Genomic DNA, 21,322 nt, shown 5'->3' on the forward strand with positions numbered 1-21,322 from the left:
TTTTCGCTTCTACACGAAGGATGTCATGGGTTGGCGGATCGTGGATCGGCCGCTCAGGCCACGACCCTGCTCTCCCCGCCGTCGACCAGCAGGGATACGCCGTTGACGAACGACGCCCGCTCGCTGGCCAGGAACGCGACCACGTCACCGACCTCCTCGGGGCGCCCGATCCGCCCGAGCGGCGTGGTCCCCGTGTGCCCCAGCGACCGCAGCCGCTCGGTGTCGATCGGTCCTGGAAGCACGTTGTTCACGAGGATGCCGTCCCCGCCGACCTCCCTGGCCAGCGTCCGCACCACGCCCGCGACGGCCGTACGGGTGGCGTTGGACAGCGCGAGACCGTCGATCACCTCGCGCGCCGACCTGCTCGTCACGGTGATGATGCGGCCCCAGCCGCGCGAGCGCATGTCGGGCAGCACCGCCCGCATCAGGCGAACCGTGCCCAGCAGGTTCCGCTGCACGGCCACCTCCCAGTCTGCCAGGCTCACCTCCACGAACGTTCCGGCGGGCGGCCCGCCCGCGTTGGCGACCAGGATGTCGATCGGCCCCAGCACCTCGCGCGTCTCGGCCACCACCCGCTCGGCGGCCGCGGGGTCCTCCACGTCGGCCAGGACCGCGTGCACCACGTGGCCGAACTCCTGCAGCCGCACCACGGCGTCGGCGAGCCGTTCGGGGCTACGCGCGCTCACGCACACGTCGCACCCCTCCCGCGCCAGCGCCTTGGCGGCGGCCAGCCCGATGCCCGCGCTACCACCGGTGACCAGTGCGACCTTGCCCGAGATGCCGAGATCCATAAGAGCGAGACTACCGATCGCGGTATCGCGTCGCCGTGATGCCCGATGGGGTTTCCTCCTAGCCGGTCCGCGGGAAGTCGCGGAGCTTGTCGGGGTTCAGCACCGCGTAGATGCCGTGGACCAGGCCGTCGCGGACGTCGAGGTAGGCCACCTGGGGCCGTCCCTCGATCGTGATCCAGAGCGCGGGAGCGCCGTTCGCGTCGACGATCCTGACCTCCCCGAACCCGAAGCGCCTGACGAGCCCGGCGATGAAGGCCACCACCTTGTCGCGCCCGACGATCGGGGTGAGCGCGGCGCGGACCTTGCCGCCGCCATCGTTCCACGCCACCACGTCGTCGCTGAGCATCGAGGTGAGCGCGGCCAGGTCGCCGCCCTGCGCGGCGTCGAGGAAGCGCAGCAGCAGCTTGGAGTGGTCCTCGGCGCTCGGGTGGAAGCGGTCCCTGGTTCAGACCGGTCGGTTTTGCTGTTCGATGTACTGGTGCACGATCGACAACGGTGCACCGCCGACAGACCCGGCGAAGTAGGAGCCCGACCACAGCTTGTTGGCCCGGTAGTAGTGGGCCGCCAGTTCGGGGAACTCTTGCCGCATCCGCCGGGAGGATACTCCATGGTGACAGGACGGGGGAGGCGCGCGGTCTGTGACAGTGAACCGGGTCACTCTCCGAAGGCGCCCCTCCGCCGCGGCTACAGGTCGAATACCGACCCCGTCGCCAGGAGCATTTCGCAGCGGTTGGCGAAGATTCTTTGGAAGTGAACTGTCCTGCCCGCCCACCACCCCGTCAGTGCGGCCGTGTGCGGTTGGTACTCCCTGGTGCAGATGCCCTGCTGGCCCAGATAGCGCCAAAGGTCGCCTTCGACGGCCGTCAGCAGGGCGCAGGAGGCGACGGGCTTCGGGTGGGCGCCGCCGTCGGGATCGCAGTTCAGGCTCACCGTGCGGGACCAGCCGCCGGTGACGGTGAGCTGGATCAGGAAGAGCGCCCTCGCGGACGACACGGGCGCGGCCGAAGCGGTCGCGGACGTGGCGAGGAGAGCTGCGGTCGCCAGGGCCGCGATCTTGACGAATCTCATACGCAGATCGTGCCCAAGATCGAGTTTTGGCTGGGTCAGCGAAAGGACATGGATTTACCCGGGTCACTCGTGATGAAGTTGTGACGTGTCGAGAAATCTGATTCTTTCAGGAGGCCTGTTCCACGACTTCGACGCCACGTCGGCGGCCCTGGCGGGGGTGCTGGCCGACATCGGGGTGGAGTCCGAGATCACCGACGACATCGCGGGAGCGCTCAGCGAGCCGTCCGAGTACCAGCTCATCACCGTCAACGCGCTGCGCCGGCAGGAGAAGGGCTTCACGCTTCCCGCGCAGGCCCGCACCACGCTGCTCGACCACCTGGAGCGGGGCGGCGGCTTACTGTGCATGCACGCCGCCTCGATCTGCTTCGACGACTGGCAGGGCTGGCCGCGTGTGCTCGGCGCCCGCTGGGTGTGGGGCACCTCGCACCACCCGCAGCTGGGCTGGACGAGCGTCCGCGTCCTCGGCGGCCACCCGATCGTCGAGGGGCTGCGCGACTTCGACCTGGTGGACGAGGTCTACAGCGACCTGGAGGTGCTGCCCGACGTGCGGCCGCTGGCCTCCGCGATGGGCCAGCCGATGCTCTGGGCCCGTCCGGTACGGCGGGGCCGCGTCGTCTACGACGCGCTCGGCCATGACACCCGCGCCTACGACAACGAGGTGCACTGCACGCTGCTCAAGCGCGCGGCGCTCTGGTTGCTCAAGCGTCCCCTGGTGCTGGGGGACTGACCTTCAGCCTGCGGGCCGACTCCGACTCCTGGGCCAGGCGGCGCAGCGCGTCGAACGCCCTGCCGTACAGCACGGTGCCGAGGACCAGCGCCTCCACGGCCGCGTCGCGGGGGCCGTCCAGGGGGATGGTGTCGAGCTCGACCTCGGTGACGAGCTGGTGCGCGGCGCGGGCGTAGGGGGTCAGGTCGGTGCCGAGGCCGAGCTGGTGGAGCTTGACCAGGGTCTGGGCGAGCTCGTCGCGGGCGGGCGCGTTCTTGAAGACCTGCCAGCCGAGGTCGTCGAGCAGGCCGTCGATCTGCTCGCGGGCCGCCGTCCACTCCTCGCCCTCGCCTGCCTCGACGGCGGGACTGATCGCGTAGTGGGCGGTGCCGAGCATGAAGTGGACGGGCAGGCTCTCGTCGTCGACCGCCTCGATCACCTTCTTGATCGAGGTGATCGGCAGGCGGCCCACCTCCAGCAGTGCCCTGATCAGCCGGAGCCTGCGCAGGTGCGACTCGTCGTACTCCGCGCGGGTGGCCGCCACCTGCTCGCCCTGGTGCAGGAGGCCCTCCCGCAGGTAGTACTTGATGGTGGCGATGGCGACGCCGGACTCGGCGCTCAGTTGGGACATCCGCATAGTTGGATAGTACTACTACCCAACTATGCCACTGCCCCCGGGATGCCTGGCTTGACCAGGTCCACCTCGACGGGCACGGCCGGACGCCACGCTTCCACGGGAACGATGCCCGGATCCAGCGGCTCCACACCCTTGAAGCAGCGGGCGATCCGCGCGGGATCGCGGTGGTGTCCGGATTCCCGGAGACCTCTGGCGCGGGCCACCGCCGACGGGCGAGCCTGGCGTCAGGATCGCCGGCGCTGCCGTCGTAGAGCCGCACGGGTCGCGGGGGCGTCGCTCGGCGCGCCCGTCTCTCCCGCCGTGAGGTGGTGCGCGAGGGAGACGACGGTGGGATGGGCGTAGAGGGTGGTCAGCGGGATACGCCGGCTCAGGACGCCTTCGAGCCGCTGCTGGACCTTCGCCATGAGCAACGAGTGCCCGCCCTGGTCGAAGAAGGATCGCTCCCAGTCCACCTCCCGCCCGTCGAACACGGCGCCCCAGACGGCCGCGATCTCGGTGGCAAGCTCGGCCTCCTGCGCAGGCAGGTTCACCGTCCGCGCGGGAGCGGGTCCGGGGTGCGGGTCCGGCAGGGCGGCCGTGTCGATCTTCCCGGTGGGGGTCAGGGGCAGCGTGTCGACTCCGACGATCTCGGCAGGAACCATGAAGTCGGGCAGCACCTCGGCCAGCCGCTCGCGCAGTCCTGAGGTGTCGTCTCCCAGGACGTAGGCCACGATTCGCGGCTCGCCGCGGACCTCGCGGGTGAGGACGGCGGCCCGGGGCACCAGAGTGGCCAGCACGGCCTCGATCTCGCCGAGCTCGACGCGGTGGCCGCGGATCTTCACCTGCCGGTCGAGGCGGCCCAGGTAGGCCAGCCGGCCATCGGGAAACCACCGCCCCAGGTCGCCGGTTCGGTAGAAACGCATGCCGTCCGGATCGACGCCGAACCTGGCCTGGTCTCGCTCGGCGGCGCCCAGATAGCCGGCCAGGTACGGGCTGCGGATGACGATCTCGCCCTCCGTCGGGTCCGGCCTGAGCTCGATCTCCACGCCGTCCAGGGGCCGCCCGATGGGCACGACCGGGTCGTCGGCCATCTCGGCTGCGGTCAGGTGGTTCTGGGCGACGAAGGAGATCTCGGTGGCCCCGTAGCCGTTGACGAAGACGCTGGAGGCGGGGAAGTGCCGCTGGAAGCGGTCGAGGTCGTGGCGGATGACCTCCTCGCCGCCGAGGATGACGACCCGGACATTCGACAGCACCTCTCCCTCGGAGAGGGAGTCCAGCAGATAGCGGTAGACAGTCGGCGTCGAGTGATAAATCGTGACTTGTCCGGCGACGAGCGCCTCCCTCAGCTGACCCAAGCCATGCAGCCGGAGGTCGACGGGCACCACGGCGGCCCCGTTGAGCAGGGCGGAGAAGCCGTCTGTCACCGCCATGTCGTAGCTGAAGGAGGAGACGACGCTGATCCGATCAGTAGGACGGATACGCAGGTTGTTGGTATGCGTCCGGATCTGGAACAACGCCCCCCGATGAGTCTGCACGACCCCCTTGGGGCGCCCCGTGGAGCCTGAGGTGAACAGGATGTACGCAGGGGAGCTCGGATCCACGGTGATGGGCAGGAAACCCGGCGCCGGCGGCACCGAGGTGAGGTCGACGAGGTCGCCGGTGAGCAGGTCCTTGTGCTCGGGCACGGTCACGACCAGCTCCGGCCGGGCCAGCTCGGCCATGCTCTTCAGGCGGGCCGGCGGATAGGCCGGATCGAGCGGTACGTAGGTGGCCCCGGCCGTGAGCACGCCCAGGATGGCGGCGACCATCCTGGGGCCGTGCCCGACCAGGAGCCCGACCCGGGAGGCGCCGTGCACCGCCGCCGCCACGGCCTGGACCTCCTGTGCGAGCTCGGCGTAGGTGAGCGGGCCCTCCTCGCCGAGCACCGCGACCCGGTCGGGATGCTCGGCGACGACGGCCCAGAACCGGGCGGCGATGGACTCCTCGAGCCACTCCGCCCGGAACTCGCGATGCTCGGCGTGCATCGGGCTACCTTCCTCGCGCAACGCGCGGGATCGTGGTGGCAGGGGTCGCCGGGGCGGATGCCGGGGTTGCCGGCTGCTCGGCGCGGATCTGCTCGACCCTGGCGGCCATCTGCCGCACCGACGGGGCCTCGAAGAGCGTGCGCATCGGCAGCTTGACGCCGACCGCGGCCCGAGCCTGCGCGATCAGCTGGACCGCGATGAGCGAGTTGCCGCCGAGCTCGAAGAAGTCGTCGTCGGCACCCACGTCGGGCACGCCCAGGATCTCGCTCCACACGCGGGCCAGCGCGGCCTCCACCTCGCCTTCCGGCGCGACGTAGTCCTCGGTCCTGGCCACGGGGGCCTGGGCCTCGAGGCTCTGGCGGGTCAGCCGCTCCCGCCGGGTGATCTCGGCGAGCGCGGTCGCGCTGATGACGACCTGCGGGCCGAGATCGGCCGCGGCCAGCACGCGGAAGAACGCCTCGGCGCCGTCCGCCGGGCGGATGCCGGTGTCGGACTGCTGGTCCCCGGCGCTCAGCGACCCGGTCATCGCCGAGGCGTCGATGCGCCGCAGCACGAACTCCTCGATCTCCACGAGCACCGTGCCCGCCTGGTCCATCAGCGTCAGATCGGCCGTGACGACCTCGGCGCCGCCGTCGCCCCTGCGCCGCAGGTGGCTGTAGAAGCGGTCAGGCAGCGCCGACCTGACCAGCAGCCGGCCGTAGCTCAGCGGCAGGTAGGCACCGCCGCCGTTGCCCCGGCCGAAGGAGGTGGCCACATCGAGCAGCGCGGGGTGCAGGCCCCAGCCCCCGACCTCCGCCGCCACCTGCTCGGTCCCCTCGACGAAGGCGAGCTCCTCGCCCTCGGCCCGCCAGATCAGCTCGGGCGAGCGCCACCGCGGACCGAACGTCAGCACTCCGGCGTATTCGCCGTCCTGCTCGGCCTCCGGCGTCATTCCGGCCTTCAGCGCCGCCACGTCCACGGCCGCGACCGGCGCGGGCCGTACCCATGCCGCCGCGCCCTGGGTGTGCAGCCGCTCGCCGGCGCGCACCTCGAAGGCCGAATCGTCGGCGAAGGCGACCACGAGCTCGGTCGTGGTGTCGTCCGGTACGGCCAGCGGCTCCAGGAAGACCACGTCGCGGAGCTCCACCGCGTGGCCCTCGCCCGGCGCCGGGACGACGGCCGCGAAGGCCGCCCTGGCGCATTCCAGTTGCCCGGTCGCGGGCAGCACCGGCACCCCGCCGATGCGGTGCTCGTCCAGCACCCAGTGGGTGTCCGCGGCCAGCGGCCCCGACGCCCGGTCGTGGGTACGGCTGCGCATGACCGGGTGGTCGACGGGCGTTCCCTCGGCGACGGTGGTGGGGCTGGTGGCGGCCGGGCCGGTGGCGTCGGCGTTGGCGGCCATGCCCACCTCCAGCCACGCGCCCCAGTTGAGGCTCAGGACGCGGGTGCCATGCCGGGCGCGGGCGAAGGCGTCCTGGAAGGCGTTCGCCGCGCAGTAGTCGACCTGGCCGAACCCGCCGCTGACGGCGGTGACCGACGAGCACAGGGCGACGAAGTCCAGCCCGGGGTCGCCGAAGACGTCGAACAGCGCGGCGGTCCCGGCGACCTTGGGGTCGAGTACGGCTTGCGCGACGGCCCGTTCCTTGATCTCGGCCATGCCGCCGCCTGGCAGGCCCGCGGCGTGCACGATGCCGTGCAGCCCGCCATGGGCGGCCAGGACCTCCTCCTTGACCTGGCGCAACCGGGCAGGATCGGTGACGTCGGCGGCCAGGACCGTCACCTTGCCGCCCGCCTGCTCGATCCGGGCGATCGTGCGCGCGGCCCTCGGAGTCACCGTGCCACTGCGGCCGAGCAGCACCACGCGGGCCCGCAGCCGGGTGCCGAGGTGCTCGGCGAGGGTGAGGCCGATACCGCCCAGGCCACCGGTGATCAGGTAGACGCCCTCCTCGCGCAGCCCGGAGTCGCCCTCGCTCAGCCGTACCGGCTGGAACTCGCGGACCCACCGGCGCCCGCCCCGCAGAGCCAGCACGTCGCCCGCCGGCTCCCTGCGCAGCTCGGCCAGGACGCTCGCGGCGGGGGTGCCGCCGGACTCGAGGTCGAGGTGACGCACCTGGAGGCCGTCGACCTCCAGCGGCACGACCCGGGCGATGCCTGCCACGAGCGCGTACTCCGGCCGGGTCAGGTCGGCGCCGCCCAGGGGGTCCTCGGTGCCGGAGGTGAGCACGTCGAGGCGGACCCCGTCGGCCCGCTGCTCGGCGGCCAGGGCCTGGATCAGGGAGAGCAGGCTGAAGAAGCCGTGCTCCTGCGCCTGGGTCCGGTCGCTGTCCAGCGCCCAGGCGTGCACGATGCGCGAGGGCAGGGAGTCGCCGAGCGCGCTGATCAGGGCGTCGTAGTCGGCGCGCTCGCCGGGCCTTACGGTGAACTCGCCGGAGTAGTCCGCGCCGGGGCGGACCGTAGTCACCTCGGCGCCCTGTGCCCGGAGCGCCGCCACCAGCTCCTCGCCGCGCTCCCCGCTGACGAAGGCGAGGCAGCGGGTGACCGGCTCGCCGAGCGGGGAGGGCGCGAGCTGCTGCCACGCGGGGATCTCGAACCAGTCCTCCAGCGCCCGGGGACCGGAGGGCTGCTGCGCCTTCGGCTTGGCCCCGGCCTCACCCGGCGGGATGAAGCGGTACTCCCGCTCGTAGGGGTAGCCCGGCAACGGCACCCGGTGGCCCTGGTCGCCGTCCATGGTGATCGGCACTCCGGCGGACCACAGCCGGGCGGCGGAGCCGTACAGCACGTCCAGGTCGCCGGCGCTCTCGCCAGGCCCGGGCAGGCTGGCGAGCGGCGGCAGCACGTCCTTGGCGCCGCGCAGCTGCATGCGGGCGAGTTGGGCCAGCTGCTTGCCGGGCCCGCACTCCAGCATCACCCAGTCCTTCTCGGCCAGCAGCCGGGCCACGCAGTCGCCGAATCGCACCGGACGGCGGATGTGTCCGGCCCAGTAGGCCGGGTCGACGGCCTGCTCGGGGGCGATCCAGTCGCCGGTCACGTTGGACAGGAACGGCAGGGCGGGCGGCTGCCGCGGCACGGCGGCCACGAGGGACTCGAACTCCGCCAGGATGGGCTCCATCATCGGCGAGTGGAAGGCGTGCGAGGTGCGCAGCCGGGTGGCCTTGACGCCCTTGCCGTCGAGCAGCTCGGCGAAGGCCGTGATCGCCTCGTCCGTCCCGGCCACCACGCAGGTGCCAGGGCCGTTCACCGTGGCCACGCTCACCCCGTCGATGAGCAGGTTGGCGATCTCCTGCTCGTCCTTCATCACCGCGAGCATCGAGCCGGCGGGCATCGACTGCATCAGCCGCCCGCGCGCCGCCACCAGCCGCAGCGCGTCGGGCAGGGTGAACACCCCGGCGAGCGTGGCGGCGACGTACTCCCCGATGGAGTGACCGATCATGCCTGAGGGCTGCGCGCCGAGCTCCTGCCAGAGCCTGGCCAGCGCGTACTCCACGGTGAACAGCGCGGGCTGGGTGAAGCGGGTCTCGCGCAGCTTGTCGTCGCCGCCCTCGGCGAACATCAGCTGCCTGATGTCCTCGCCCAGCTCGGCACGGAGGAGCTCCGCGCACTCGTCGACGGCGGCGGCGAAGGACGGCTGGGCCGCGTAGAGCGCGGCGGCCATGCCCGCGTACTGCGCGCCCTGCCCGGAGAAGAGGAAGGCCACCCTGGGCAGCGTCCCGCCCGCGTTCCCTGCCGGGTGCCGCTTGCGGTCGGTCAGCGCGCTCACCGCGCCGGCCAGGTCGCCGGCCACGACGGCGACGCGGTGCCGAAGCTCCGGCCGGCCCACCCGCAGCGTGTGGGCCACGTCGGCGACGGAGAGCTCGGGGTGCTCGGTGAGGTGCTCGGCGAGCTGGGTGCGCATGGTGTCGAGCGCGCTCTCGGTGCGGGCCGAGAGCCGTAGCAGCTGCGGCCCCTGCGCGGTCGTGGCGGCGGCGGGGGACGGCGCCTCCTGGAGGATCACGTGGGCGTTGGTGCCGCCGATGCCGAAGGAGCTCACCGCCGCCCGGCGCAGGCCGTCCTCCCACTTGGTGGGGGTGGAGACCACGTAGAAGGGGCTGGAGTCGAAGTCGATGGCGGGGTTGGGCCGCTCGAAGTTGATGCTGGGCGGGATCAGGCCGTGCTCCATGGCGAGCACCGCCTTGATCACGCCGACGACGCCGGAGGCCTGGCTGAGGTGTCCGAGGTTGGACTTCACCGAGCCGATGCCGCACCAGCCGCGATCGTCGGTGCTGCGCCGGTAGACCTCGCTCAGGGCGGCCACCTCGATGGGGTCGCCGACGGCGGTGCCGGTGCCGTGCGCCTCGACGTAGCCGATGGTGCGCGGGTCCACCCCGGCGACGCCGAGCGCCTCGGCGATCACCTCGGTCTGGCCCGCGTGGCTCGGCGCGGAGAAGCCGATCTTGTTGCTGCCGTCGTTGTTGATCGCGTTCCCCAGCACCACGGCCCGGATGTGGTCGCCGTCGGCCAACGCGTCCTCCAGGCGCTTGACCACGAGCACGCCGACGCCGCTGCCCCAGATGGTGCCGTCCGCGCGGGAGTCGAACGGCTTGACGTGCCCGTCGGAGGTGGTGAAGCCGTCCATGGCCGGGTAGCCGGCGCCGTGCGGCAGTTCCACGCAGACCCCGCCGGCCAGCGCCATGTCGCACTCCCCGTTGCGCAGCGACTCGCAGGCCAGGTGCAGGGCGACCAGGGAGGAGGAGCAGGCGGTGGTGACGGTCATGGCCGGCCCGCGCAGGTTCAGCCGGTAGGAGACCGTGGTGGCGACGTAGTCGATGTTGTTGCCGATCGACATGCCGAGTTTGACCGCGTTGCTGTCCAGATCGGGGTTGGTCTGGAGGTTAAGCCACTGGTACTGGCTGGGCCCGGATCCGCCGTAGACGCCGATGGAGCCCTCGTAGGCGGCCGAGTCGTAGCCGGCGTCCTGCAGCGCGGCGTGCGACTGCTCCAGGAAGACCCGCTGCTGCGGGTCGGCGAGCTCCGCCTCGCGCGCGCTCATGCCGAACAGGCGGTTGTCGAAGCCCTCCATGTCGATCATGACCGGCGCGGCCTTGACGAAGGAGGGGCTGGCCAGTTCCTCCGGAGTCGCACCCCAGGCGAGCTGCTCCTCGTCGGTGAAGAAGGTCACCGACTCCACTCCGTCGACCAGGTTGCGCCAGAACTGGCCGAGATCGTTCGCGCCCGGCACGCGGGCGCTCATGCCGATGATGGCGATGGGCTCGGCGCCCGAGTCGTTGGACAACTCTGTCACTGTCTCCTCCTGCGCTTGTCCCGCAGCTGGCGGCGTGTGTCGGCACGCCGGTCGGCGCGGCTCAGTTCCGGATTCGCGGCATCACCGTCGAGGTGGGCGGCCAGCGCGCGTACGGTCGGGTAGCGGAACATGTCCACGACTGTCACCTGGCGCCCGGTCAGGGCGGCCAGCCGGTCGCGGACCACGACGACGGCCATGGAGGTGCCGCCGACGTCGAAGAAGTTGTCGGTCGCGAGCACCTTGGCTCGGCCGAGCACGTCCCGCCAGATCCCGGCGAGCAGCCGCTCGGTGTCGGTGGCGGGATCCGCGCGGAGCCCGGATTCCGGTACGGCTAGCGCCGGCTCGTCCGTCACGCCGTGCGCGAGCGTGGTGACATGCCTCAGCTCGAAGCCGGCCGCGGGGGCGCTCGGGTCGGCCACGGCCTGGTCGAGCAGGTCGGTGAAGGACCGGAGCAGCAGCTCGATGCGCTCGGCGGTGTAGAGGTCGGTGTTGTAGACGAGGTCGACCGCGTACCTCCCGTCCCGCTCGACGACGTAGACCGTCAGATCGAACGGGGAACCCGCGGGCGCGGGCACGATGCCGGTGGAGCTCAGCCCCTTCAGCTCCAGCCGGGGCTCCGGGAAGTTGAAGACGTTGAAGAGCACCTGCACCAGCGGCGCCCGGCTGGGCTCACGGCGTATCGCCAGTGCGCCGACGATGTCCTCGATGGCGGCGCCTGGCCTGGCCATCGCGTCGATCATCGCATCGGCGCAGCCACGCACCCGCTCCGCGAAGGAGGCGTCCCCGGTCGATCGCAGGCGGATCGGCACGATGTCGACGAAGAAGCCGATCAGGTCCTGGAAGGCCTCGTGCCTGCGGTCCGCCGCGGGGGTGCCGACCACGATGTCGTCACGGCCGGTGACGCGCCGGACCAGCTCGGCGAAGGCGGCCAGCAACACGCTCGGCGCGGTGGTGCCCAGCCGTACGGCCAGCTCGCGGATACCTGCTGTGGTCTCCATGGTCAGCGCGGCGGTGGCCAGGGCGCCGGCGTGGCTCTGCACGGCCGGCCGCGGGCGGTCCCTGGGCAGGTCGAGCGTCGTGGGGGCGTCGGCCAGCGAGCGGGTCCACCAGGCCAGGTCCTCCCCGGCCCGCCTGCCGTCCCGCGCCGCCCGCCAGGCGGCGTAGTCGGCGAAGGTCGCCTCCGGCTCGTCCAGGACCTCGCCGGCGTAGGCGCGGGCCAGGTCGTCGAAGAACGGGCCCTCTGACCAGCCGTCGAAAACGGCGTGGTGGAAGGTCACCGTCAGCACGTGGTCATCCGGGCCCAGCCGGAGCAGCCTGGCCTGCCAGAGCGGGCCGCGGGCCAGGTCGAAGTGCTGGGCGCCGGCCCGGTCCAGCCAGGCGCGGACCTCATCCGGCAGGCCGTCCGACCCGCTGTCCGGCCCGTCCGACCCGCTGTCCGGCGCGGCGTCCAGGGACTCGACCGCTATCCGCGCAGGTTCGGGCGCGGACACCTCCACGCGGGGCACGCCACCGTCGTCGGGCACCCGCCAGCGGAGCACCTCGTGCCGCTCGGCCACCGCGGTCAGCGCCCGCTCCAGTGCCACCACGTCGAGCGGGCCGCGCAGGCGCTCGGCGAGCGCGATGTTGTAGGCGACGTTGCCGGGGAAGAGCCGCTCCAGGAACCACAATCGACGCTGCGCCGCGGTCAGCGCGGGCGGGCTGCCGGAGGGCAGTTCCTCGGCCACGGGAGGTGCGGCTTCCACCAGCGCCGCCAGCGCGCCGAGGGTGCGCGCGGCGTAGACGTCCTCCACCGCCACCTCACGCCCCAGTGCCCCGCGAAGGCCGCTGACCAGGCGCATGGCGCTGATGGAATGCCCGCCGGAGGCGAAGAAGTCGTCCTCCAGCCCCGGGACGCGGTCGAGCACCCGAGCCCATACCTCGGCCACGGCGCGCTCGGTCGGCGATTCCGGCGGCGCACCCAGGGCCGGCGTACCAGGCACCAACGCATGCAGCGCCTGGACGTCGACCTTGCCCGACGAGGACATCGGCAGGCTGGGCAGGATCAGCGTCTCGGCGGGGACCATCACCTCGGGCAGCCGCTCCGCGCAGTGCTCTCGCAGCAGGTCCGGGCTCACGCCGTCCGCCGTGCAGAAGGCCACGAGCCGGACACCCGCCGGACCCTCGACCGCCTCCACCACGGCGTGCCTGACCTGCGGGTGGCCGCGCAGCACGGTCTCCACCTCGCCGATCTCCACCCGCTGCCCGCGGATCTTGACCTGCCGGTCGGTCCTGCCCAGGAACATCAGGTTCCCGTCCGGCTGCAGCACCACGAGGTCGCCGGTCCGGTAGAGCCGCTCGCCGTCGCCGCCGAACGGGTCGGGCACGAAGCGTTCGGCTGTCGGACCGGGTCGCCCCAGATATCCGCGGGCCAGCCCGACCCCGCCGACCAGCAGCTCGCCCGGCACGCCCGCTGGAACCTCGCGCAGCTCCTCGTCCACGACATGTACGCGGTGCCCGTGCTGTGCGGCGCCGATCGGCAGCGGCCGGTCCCAGCTTCCCGCGGCCTCGAAGACGGTGACCGCCACCGTCGTCTCGGTCGGGCCGTAGTAGTTGAGAAACCGGCTGCTCGCCCAGCGCTCCACCTGCTCAGGGCCGGGGGCCTCGGAGCCGGTGGTCAGCACCCGCCACTCGGGCAGGCGCGCCGGATCCAGCACCGGCAGCAGGGCGACCGGCAGGTCACCGGAGGTGATGCGGTGCTCCACGCAGAAACGCTGGAGCCGTACGGGGTCACGCCGGTCGTCCTCGCCTGCCAGCATCAGTGTGGCCCCAGCGGCCAGGTGCACGAACAGGTCGTGCACCGACACGTCGAACCCGAGCGAGGCGAAGGCGAGGCCGCGCGTGTCCTCATCGACGCCCAGCAGCTCGATGTTCCCGAGCGCGTAGGCGCAGGCGCTGCGATGGCTGACCACCACGCCCTTGGGTGTGCCGGTGGATCCCGAGGTGTGCAGCACATAGGCCGCGTTGCCGGGCAGCGCAGGACACTGTCCGGGCGCGGCGGGCGGGCCCTCCACCGGGACGGTCCGCACCCCGTCGAACAGCTCCGCGGTGGACTCGTCGACCACGATCAGGTCTAGCCCCGCGTTCCGGATGATCTGCTCCCTGCGCGCGGCGGGGCCGTCGGGGTCGAGCGGCACGTACGCGCCTCCGGCCAGAAGCACACCGAGAACCCCGGTGACCATGCTCGGCCGGCGTCGCAGGCAGACTCCCACCAGACGCTCCGGCCCCACGTCCGGCAGCCGCGCGGCCAGGCCGCCCGCCCGCTCGGCCAGCTCGCCGTACGTGAGCACCTCCTGCCACTGCCGCACGGCAGGTGCCCACGGGCGGCGCTCGGCCTGGGCCAGCACCAGATCGGGCAGCGTCGTCATCCCGCGCCTCCAGGAAGGGGATCGACCATGTGCATGCGCAGCTCCGTGAAGTAACGGCGGCCCTCGGCGTCGGACAGCCAGGTCTGGTCCGGGCCGGGGAGCATCTCGGAGATCACCAGCCGCACGTCCTGCCCGGCGGTGAGGCGGGCCGAGCGGACCATCGAGCAGAGCAGGTCGGCGAAGACCGGGCTGGTGAGGTCGACGTAGAGCGGTTTGATCTCCGTGGACAGCTTGACGAAGACCTGCTCGGGCAGGCCGAGCTCACGCCGCCAGCGGCGCACGGCCAGGTACCGTGCGCGCTCACCGCCGACGTCGGCCAGTCCCGTCGCGTCCACGGTGGTCCGCCAGGTACGGCGGGCGACAACCAGCCGGTCGATGGTGATCCTCGGCGTGTGCCGATCGCCTCCGACGAGTTTGAAGCCATCCACGGCGTGGATCGACACCAGCTGCGAGAAGACCTCCAGCAGCGGCCGGCTCCTCCCGTCCGGCATGGTGGCCACCAGCTCCCCGTCCGCCTCGTCGACCAGCACGCCCGTGGCGGGCACCAGCCGGTCGGGGTCGGCGCCGGGGGCGGCCGTCCAGCCCAGCTCGATGTCGGTCGGGTGGTCCAGCCCGTGCGCCAGCCGGCCGGTGTAGCGGGGCCACTCCACCGGGTAGAGCGGCCTGACCCTGTCGGTTCCCAGGTCCTCGGTCAGCGCGTCGCGCAGCGGCCCGGGATCGGGGTGGGCGAGGGTGAAGACGGCGCAGTCGAAGGTCGCCCAGGCCGCGTGCATCTCGCCCATGACCACCAGGTAGTCGCCGCGGTTGACCGCCTCGACGCTGTCGGCGCAGATCTGCAGGTCGGGGCTGTGCAACCGGCCGTCCGACCAGCCGGGTCCCGCGGCGGCGAACGCGTCGGAGGCGGCAAGCTCGCGGGCGGTGAAAGTCAGCTCGGCGGTGTCCGGGTCGACCTGGTCCAGGCCGAACAGCTCCGACCAGCGGCGGGCGAACTCCTCGGCGATGGCGTCCACGGGTCTGGGACCGGCGCCGAACAGCATGCCCTGGGCGAGGTACCACAGGTCGGACAGCAGCACAGGGCCGTCCGCGCGCAGGTCCTCGTACAGCTCGCGCAGCGCCTGGCCGTAGGTCGTCGCCAGTTCGGCCGTCAGCCAGCGGGCGGCCTGGAGCATGAGCGCCAGCGGCTCGGCGATGCCGTCGATCAGCGGCTTGCCCACGGTCACTCGCACGTCGCGCGTGGTGTCCTCGTAGACCAGGCCGCGGCCGGCGTAGGTCTGGCCGATCCTGCGGACCGAGTCGGTGCCGGTGACCTCGCTGAACACCGTGCTGAGCGCCTCCAGCGCGGCGCGCAGGGCATCGGGGTCGCCCGCGGCGCGCGCCACCTCTCGCTTGGCGGATGCCAGCCGCTCCAGCCCGGCATGGGCCCGCTCGCGCACGGCCGGGTCCTCGATGCCGGCCAGCAGCTGCCGGAGGTGCTCCTCGGCGTGCGGGCTCTGCGGCACGTCGCCCTGCCAGGTCAGCAGGCGGCGCTCGGTCAGGAGGTCGAGTTGCAGGTAGGCGTCGGCTTCGGTGCGGATGCCCGCCTGCCCGGCCACCTCGGCGGCCACGTCGACGGCCCGGTGCCTGCCGTCGCATCGCGACAGCAGCAGTGCCTCGGCGGCCGACACCGGGACGGGCGGCTGTGCCGGCCGCCGCACCTGGCGGCCGTCCAGGGTCAGCTGGGGTTGCAGGGCGGGTGGCAACCAGCGGCGCACCGCGGGATCCTCGGCCAGCTTCGCCGCGTACGCGCGCAGCGCCCAGTCCTCGAAGAACACGCGCCGGTCCGACAGCAGCCGTTCGCCGGGCCGTACCTCCAGAGCCGGGCCGTCCTCCGTGCACCGAACCCATGTCACCGGCCCGAAGAAGCCCACTGTCTCGTTCTTGGCGCTGTAGCGCTGCCAGTACTTGACGGCGATGCGCTCCCGTTCGCGCCGCTTGCTGTCGCGGCGGCCGCCGCGGCTCAGGGCGTCCAGCGCGACCAGGGCGCCCCGGTTCTGCCAGGTGATCGCCTCGCGGAAGAGCGGGTCGGCGGCGATCTGGGTCAGCTCGTCGCCCAGTTCGTGGCCGGCCTCCGCGAGGATCTTGTCGAAGTCTTCCGCCGCGAGCTCGCCCGAGAGCAACGTGTCCGCCGCCTGCGCGCAGCCGGGGGCGGACAGGCGCGCCAGGCCGTCGGCAGGGAAGCCGGTGCTGCGCAGCAGCGCCTCGTTCCACACCCACCAGCCGGTGTCGCCGAGCGGCATGCGGTGGTCGCTCATGCGCGCACCCGGTCCAGAATCGCGCACCCGGTCCAGAATGTGGTCACGCCGCTCGCGCAGGAAGAAGTGGCCGCCCGGCTCGACGCTGAGAGTGAAGCCGGCGCTGGTGTGCCTGGCCCAGCCCCGCATGGCCTCGACGGAGATCGACTTGTCGTCGGCTCCGGCGAAGGCCTCGATCGGCACCTCGATCGGCGGCCCCGGCCGGTAGACGTACTCGTGCAGCCAGGCGAAGTCAGCGCGCAGGACCGGCAGGAGGAGCTCACACAGCTCCGGCTCGGCCACCAGCTCCTCCGGCAGGCCGCCGAGCTCGGTGAGCCTGCCGAGCAGCTCCTCGTCCGACACCTCCGACAGCTCCCCAAGCGGTTCCACGTGATCCGGCGGCCGGCACCCGCCCAGGTACAGCCGCTGCGGCAGCCGCTCGCCCCGCCTGGTCAGCTCGCGGGTCACCTCGAAGCCCAGCCTGCCGCCCATGGAATGCCCGTAGATCGCGTACGGCCGGTCGGCCCGGGCCGAGACCGCGTCGGCAAGCTCCCCGATGTCGATGCCGAAGGGCTCCAAGAAGCGGCCCTCCCTGCCCGGCAGGACCATGGGCAGCACCTCGATCCCCGGTCCCGCCGCGGCGGCCCAGCCCTGGAAGGCTCCGGCCCCTGCGCCCGCCCACGGCAGGCAGAACAGCTGCATGGGCGCCGCGTGGCGGGGTTGCGGAACGGAGAACCAGCGGTCGAGCCAGCTGGTGTCGGGTCTCATGATCAGACCTCCTGCCGTTGGAACGGGTAGGCGGGCAGGGAGACGATGCGGCCGTCCGCCGACGGCCAGGCGGGCTCGTCGCCCGCCACCCAGGCCCCGGCCGCCCGCGTCAGGTCCTCTGGCGCGTCGTACGGCAGGCCGCGCAGCCGGGCGACGGCCTCGGACAGGTCACGGCAGACGATCGCCGCCCTGTAGGCGAAAGCACGGCGTCCGGCGGTCAGCGTGTGGGCGACGTCGTCCAGGTCGGTCCGGGGAGCCGCCTCCAGGTGGTCGGCCAACCGCATGCGGGCCTGGCTCAACGCCTCGGGCGTCCGGGCCGAGACGGGCAGGACGCGCCAGCCGGCGGAGGCCGGGCGCGGCGGTTCGTCCGCGATCTGCTCGACGATCACGTGGACGTTGGTCCCGCCCAGGCCGAAGGAGCTCACCCCGGCCCGGCGGGTCTCCGCCTCCCAGGCCACGTTCTTGACCGGCACGTGGAAGGGGCCGAACTCGACGTCCGGATCGGCGCGCTCGAAGTGGAGGTTGGCCGGGATGACGCCGTGCCGTACCGCCAGCACGGCCTTGATCAGCGCCGCCGCGCCCGCCGCCGCGTCGAGGTTGCCGAGGTTGGTCTTGATCGAGCCGAGCGCGACGGCGCCCGGCGGCAGCGGGTCACCGGAGAAGGCCTGGGCCAGGGCGGCGACCTCGATCGCGTCCCCGACCACGGTGCCGCTGCCGTGCGCCTCGACGAAACCGATCGCGCCGGGCGCCAGCCCGGCGTCCGCCAGTGCCTCGACCACCACGCTCGCCTGCCCGTCGAGCCCGGGGGCGGCGAACCCGGCCCGACGGGCGCCGTCGTTGCCCACCGCCCAGCCCCGGAGCACGGCGAGAACCTGGTCCCGGCTCTCGACCGCGTCCTGCAGGCGCTTGAGCGCCAGGACCGCTACGCCGCTGCCGTAGGCGCCGCCCTGACCGGCGGCGTCGAAGGCGCGGCAGCGGCCGTCGGGCGAGACCAGGCCGCCGGGCGTGTGCAGGAAGCGGGGTTCCGTGACGCTCACCCCGCCCGCGAGCGCCAGGTCGCAGCGGTAGTCGAGCAGGTGCTGGGCGGCCATGCAGACTGCGGTGAGCGAGCTCGAGCAGGCGGTCTGCACGGCCATGGCGGGGCCGGTCAGGCCCAGCCGGTAGGCCACCTGGGCGGCCACGTAGTCGGGCGCGAAGCCCGGAACCAGCGGCTCGTCCGGGTCGCCGGTGAACTGCCGGTAGAGGAAGTGCCTGTTGACCGAGGCACCGGAGAAGACGCCGATCAGCCCGTCGAAGGCCGCGGGGTCGCAGCCCGCGTCCTCCAGCGCGGCCCAGGACTCTTCGAGGAAGAGCCGTTGCTGGGGATCCATGGCGGCGGCCTCGTCCGCTGTCACGCCGAAGAAGTCGGCGTCGAACGCGGCCACGTCGGGCAGGCGGCCACCCGCTCGCACGTGCGCAGGATCGGCCAGCAGCCGCTCGCCCACCCCGAGAGCGCGCAGCTCGGCCTCGGTGTAGTCGTGCACGGCGTCCACGCCGTCGAGCAGGTTGCGCCAGAGCGAGGGCACGTCGGGAGCGCCCGGGAAGCGCCCGGCCATGCCGACGACGGCGATCGCGTCCTCCGGGAGAGACATCAGCGGCAGACCACCGCGGCGACGTCCTCGACGGTCGCGACCTCGGTCATCGCCGCCGGATCGAGCGGCGTGTAGTCCGCCGAGGTGTAGCGGCCCGACCCGTGCACCACCACGTCGCGCCAGTCGTCGGCCAGGCCGCGGTCGACGGCGTTGAGCACGCCCGTCAGGGCCATGACCAGGGACCATTCCCGGAGCTGGCGGAAGTCGGCGGGCAGTTCGCAGCCGGTCCCGGCGAGCAGCTCGCGCACCTGCGGATAGCGGGCCACGCATTCGGCCAGCGAGACCACGATGCCGTCGCCGCCCGAGCGCTCGATGATCGCGTTCATCGAGGGCGAGGTGGCGGGCCGGTGGGTGTAGAAGGTCGGGTCGAGCACCTCTTCCGGGTCGTAGGTCAGCGCGGGGAAGCGCGGGTCGGCCGACTGCCGGTAGAGGCCGTCCGCCAGGGCGTACTGGGGCAGGTTGGCCCGGTCGAAGGATCCGTTGCGGAGGTTGAGCACCATGTCCGGGGTGCCGAGGTGCTGCACGAGCAGGCTGGCGGGCCGGTGCTCCGGGCTCGAGGAGCCGGAGTCCTCCAGCACATCCCGGCCGCGGTGGTAGCCGAGCAGCCCGAAGGCGCTGGAGACCGCGTGCGCGTGCAGCCGGGGCCCGGTGACAGGGGAGGCCGCGTGCTCGAAGTACGCCCTGGCGGTGTCGGCGACGAGATAGTTGGCCAGGTCCAGCGAGTACCACAGGTTTTCGCCGTTGGCCCGCAGGTCGCCTGCGTACTTGTCGGCGAAGGCCCGGCCGAGCGCCTTGACCTGCTCCGGCTCGGGGCCGTTGTAGACGAGCATCGGGTTCAGCTCGCGCAGCTCGGGATCGGTGGACAGCCGGCTGGAGCGGAGCTTGGCCAGGCACGAGCCGGGCGCCAGGATCACCGTGCGCAGCTGGTCGGGGCGGACCAGTCCGGCCTCGATCGCGCGCAGCACCGCGTCGCGCAGCGCGACGCCCTTGTTGGCCGAGGTGGGCGAGAAGATCGTGACCGCTTCGCCGTACCGCCTGATGTACTCCACCGCGCGGGCGACGATCATCAGCGAGGCGAAGGTCTTGGTGGTGCCCGTGGCGGGGTTGCCCGTGAGGTCGAGCAGGGTCAGCCGGTGCTCGCCGTACTCGCCGAGCGGTTGCCAGCGGGCAGTGGCCACCGACAGGAAACGTTCCACATCCGCGTCGAGGGCGGGCAGGTGGTAGCCGGGGGAGAAGCCGATGTCCGATCTGACCGGTTCGAGGTCGTCGACGCAGGCCGCGATCGAAGCGGGGAGGCGGTCGTAGTAGTCGATTAGCAGGTTCGCTGCGTGCATCGTCGGGCGCACCTCGTTAGGGGTAGGCGGGGAGATCTCGGAGCCGGTCTCTGAGCTGGGTGAAGGCTTTGGCAGCGGAGTCCAGGTCCGCGGTGTGGAAGCCGTCGGCGAGGTCGGGGGCGACCCGGGCGAGCTCCTCCCGGGCGGCGGGGCCGAAGGTGACGCGCCTGCCCTCCACGACGACCCCGTCCTGTACGGCTGAGCGCTGGTTGAAGGCGATGGCTTCGCCCCGGTCCAGTCCCGGCGGCAGGCGCAGGCTCAGCTGACCGGCCGCGAGCCGTACCGGATAGCCGCCCGGCAGCCCGAGCGGGCCCGGCAGGGAGGTGTCCAGGTCGCCGCCGGTGAGCAGGCATCCCAGCACCCGGGCGGCGGTCAGGCCGGTGACGTGGTTGAGCTCGGTGCGCGGGGTGGCCCGCTGGGCGGCAAGGAGTGCGCCGACGTCGGTGAGCGCCCGGCCCTGGTGCCAGACCTGCGCCTCGTCCTCGGGGGAGGCGGGCGTGTACAGGTGGACGTGGTGGGCGAGCACCTGCAGCTCTCGCTGGTCGGCCAGGCCGAGGGCGGTCTGGAGGCTGGCGGCCAGCAGGCCGGCGTTGCCGATCCCGCACAGCACCGGGACGCCACACGCGGCCAGCACGGGGTTGACCGCGTCGGGGAAGCAGGCGTTGACGAACCAGGACCCAGGGCTGGCCGAGGCGAGTGCCGTGCCCACGCGGACGGCGGACTCGGCCTGGAACGGCAGGGTGAGTCCGAAGCCGCCGCGCCGGAGCAGGGCGGTCCACGCCGAGGGGGAGCTGAGAGACTCCCAGGGGGATTGGCTGGAGGCGGCCAACAGCACGCCCGCCGGAGCGGCGGTCGCCAAGGCCTCGGGCAGAGAGCCCGTCACGGGGCGGAAGGTCACGTTGGAGCCGGCGAGTGCGGCTCTGGCCATACCAACATGGCATAGCTCGGCGGTCCGAGCCGGATCGCGCCCGATCACGGTGATCCGAGCCGGCGGCCCGGTCACGGCCAGGGCATAACAAACGGCTCTGGCCAGACCACCGGTGCCGATGACTGCCAGCTCGGTCATGGGCTCTCCTCCGTCGGCCCCATGACCAGATCACTGCGTCTGTCGATGCCCCCGACAAGCTCGGTCATGCTGTTCTGGCCGGCAACGGAGAGGTAACTCTGCACCGCCATGCTGGACTGATGCCTCTCTACATGCTGGTAAGCACGGAATTAAGGATTAACCCCCAAAACGGACGGATCGCCCGTTATGACCCCAAACTGTTGTGGCGAGTTTGGGCCCGGCCTATATTCCACAGTTCACCGAGGTGCTGTCAATCCACCATTTTAGGGTCATGAACACTGTCAGTGATCGATAGGTGCGGTTCTCCCGACATGAGTTGACTTGCCGGGTTCCTGTGGACTTCAATCGGCGGCACTTCGTTGAAAGCGACTACTGGTGCTGTCAGGG

12 protein-coding genes and 1 pseudogene are annotated in these 21,322 nt (G+C 72.3%); 1 reads left to right on the forward strand and 12 read right to left on the reverse strand.

From position 1 onward, the window contains the following. Positions 1 to 53: 53 nt before the first annotated feature. From AB0B45_RS08215 to AB0B45_RS08230, 4 genes and pseudogenes are all read right to left on the reverse strand, one after another. Positions 54 to 791, reverse strand: a complete 738-nt coding sequence (locus AB0B45_RS08215; protein ID WP_358127214.1) for an SDR family oxidoreductase — start codon at positions 789 to 791, stop codon at positions 54 to 56. 58 nt (positions 792 to 849) lie between these two features. Next, positions 850 to 1,194: a nuclear transport factor 2 family protein gene (locus AB0B45_RS08220; RefSeq protein ID WP_358127570.1), complete on the reverse strand. Its 345-nt coding sequence runs from the start codon at positions 1,192 to 1,194 to the stop codon at positions 850 to 852. A gap of 42 nt (positions 1,195 to 1,236) precedes the next feature. Then, positions 1,237 to 1,398 (reverse strand): annotated as a pseudogene (locus AB0B45_RS08225) (transposase); the annotation flags it as partial. A gap of 77 nt (positions 1,399 to 1,475) precedes the next feature. Continuing rightward, on the reverse strand, positions 1,476 to 1,859 hold the full coding sequence (locus AB0B45_RS08230; protein ID WP_358127217.1) for an SSI family serine proteinase inhibitor: 384 nt from the start codon (positions 1,857 to 1,859) through the stop codon (positions 1,476 to 1,478). An 85-nt stretch (positions 1,860 to 1,944) separates the two neighbouring features. Between AB0B45_RS08230 and AB0B45_RS08235 the strand changes: the two genes are divergently transcribed. Further along, entirely contained in the window at positions 1,945 to 2,586 is a 642-nt protein-coding gene (locus AB0B45_RS08235; RefSeq protein WP_358127220.1) for a ThuA domain-containing protein, read from the forward strand. Here AB0B45_RS08235 and AB0B45_RS08240 read toward each other — a convergent pair. From AB0B45_RS08240 to AB0B45_RS08275, 8 genes are all read right to left on the reverse strand, one after another. Further along, positions 2,558 to 3,202, reverse strand: a complete 645-nt coding sequence (locus AB0B45_RS08240; RefSeq protein ID WP_358127222.1) for a MerR family transcriptional regulator — start codon at positions 3,200 to 3,202, stop codon at positions 2,558 to 2,560. The genes AB0B45_RS08235 and AB0B45_RS08240 overlap by 29 nt on opposite strands. A 224-nt stretch (positions 3,203 to 3,426) precedes the next feature. Beyond that, a complete protein-coding gene (locus AB0B45_RS08245) occupies positions 3,427 to 5,205 on the reverse strand; it encodes an AMP-binding protein (protein ID WP_358127224.1) in 1,779 nt (592 codons plus the stop codon). Between the two features lie 4 nt (positions 5,206 to 5,209). After that, complete coding sequence (locus tag AB0B45_RS08250) at positions 5,210 to 10,462, reverse strand: SDR family NAD(P)-dependent oxidoreductase (RefSeq protein WP_358127227.1); 5,253 nt, start codon at positions 10,460 to 10,462, stop codon at positions 5,210 to 5,212. Continuing rightward, complete coding sequence (locus AB0B45_RS08255; RefSeq protein ID WP_358127230.1) at positions 10,459 to 13,866, reverse strand: amino acid adenylation domain-containing protein; 3,408 nt, start codon at positions 13,864 to 13,866, stop codon at positions 10,459 to 10,461. Before AB0B45_RS08255 ends, AB0B45_RS08250 begins: the two co-directional genes overlap by 4 nt. After that, a complete protein-coding gene (locus AB0B45_RS08260) occupies positions 13,863 to 16,904 on the reverse strand; it encodes a thioesterase domain-containing protein (RefSeq protein ID WP_358127233.1) in 3,042 nt (1,013 codons plus the stop codon). The genes AB0B45_RS08255 and AB0B45_RS08260 overlap by 4 nt, the downstream gene beginning before the upstream one ends. Before the next feature lie 2 nt (positions 16,905 to 16,906). After that, entirely contained in the window at positions 16,907 to 18,535 is a 1,629-nt protein-coding gene (locus AB0B45_RS08265) for a beta-ketoacyl synthase N-terminal-like domain-containing protein (protein WP_358127236.1), read from the reverse strand. Further along, positions 18,535 to 19,869 carry a DUF6002 family protein gene (locus AB0B45_RS08270; RefSeq protein ID WP_358127239.1) on the reverse strand — a complete coding sequence of 445 codons (1,335 nt, stop codon included), beginning with the start codon at positions 19,867 to 19,869 and terminating at the stop codon, positions 18,535 to 18,537. The genes AB0B45_RS08265 and AB0B45_RS08270 overlap by 1 nt, the downstream gene beginning before the upstream one ends. Before the next feature lie 16 nt (positions 19,870 to 19,885). Continuing rightward, a complete protein-coding gene (locus AB0B45_RS08275; RefSeq protein WP_358127242.1) occupies positions 19,886 to 20,935 on the reverse strand; it encodes a hypothetical protein in 1,050 nt (349 codons plus the stop codon). Positions 20,936 to 21,322: the final 387 nt, after the last annotated feature.

Origin of the sequence: Nonomuraea sp. NPDC049152 (genome assembly GCF_040648355.1) — a bacterium.
In the GTDB taxonomy this organism is placed as follows: Bacteria; Actinomycetota; Actinomycetes; order Streptosporangiales; family Streptosporangiaceae; genus Nonomuraea.

Bases quoted from the DNA above. Each gene is read 5' to 3' on its own strand.
- AB0B45_RS08245 (WP_358127224.1), bottom strand. From the start codon at position 5,205: ATGCACGCCGAGCATCGCGAGTTCCGGGCGGAGTGGCTCGAGGAGTCC.
- AB0B45_RS08215 (WP_358127214.1), bottom strand. From the start codon at position 791: ATGGATCTCGGCATCTCGGGCAAGGTCGCACTGGTCACCGGTGGTAGC.
- AB0B45_RS08240 (WP_358127222.1), bottom strand. From the start codon at position 3,202: ATGCGGATGTCCCAACTGAGCGCCGAGTCCGGCGTCGCCATCGCCACC.
- AB0B45_RS08265 (WP_358127236.1), bottom strand. From the start codon at position 18,535: ATGTCTCTCCCGGAGGACGCGATCGCCGTCGTCGGCATGGCCGGGCGC.
- AB0B45_RS08230 (WP_358127217.1), bottom strand. From the start codon at position 1,859: ATGAGATTCGTCAAGATCGCGGCCCTGGCGACCGCAGCTCTCCTCGCC.
- AB0B45_RS08275 (WP_358127242.1), bottom strand. From the start codon at position 20,935: ATGACCGAGCTGGCAGTCATCGGCACCGGTGGTCTGGCCAGAGCCGTT.
- AB0B45_RS08270 (WP_358127239.1), bottom strand. From the start codon at position 19,869: ATGCACGCAGCGAACCTGCTAATCGACTACTACGACCGCCTCCCCGCT.
- AB0B45_RS08255 (WP_358127230.1), bottom strand. From the start codon at position 13,866: ATGACGACGCTGCCCGATCTGGTGCTGGCCCAGGCCGAGCGCCGCCCG.
- AB0B45_RS08260 (WP_358127233.1), bottom strand. From the start codon at position 16,904: ATGAGACCCGACACCAGCTGGCTCGACCGCTGGTTCTCCGTTCCGCAA.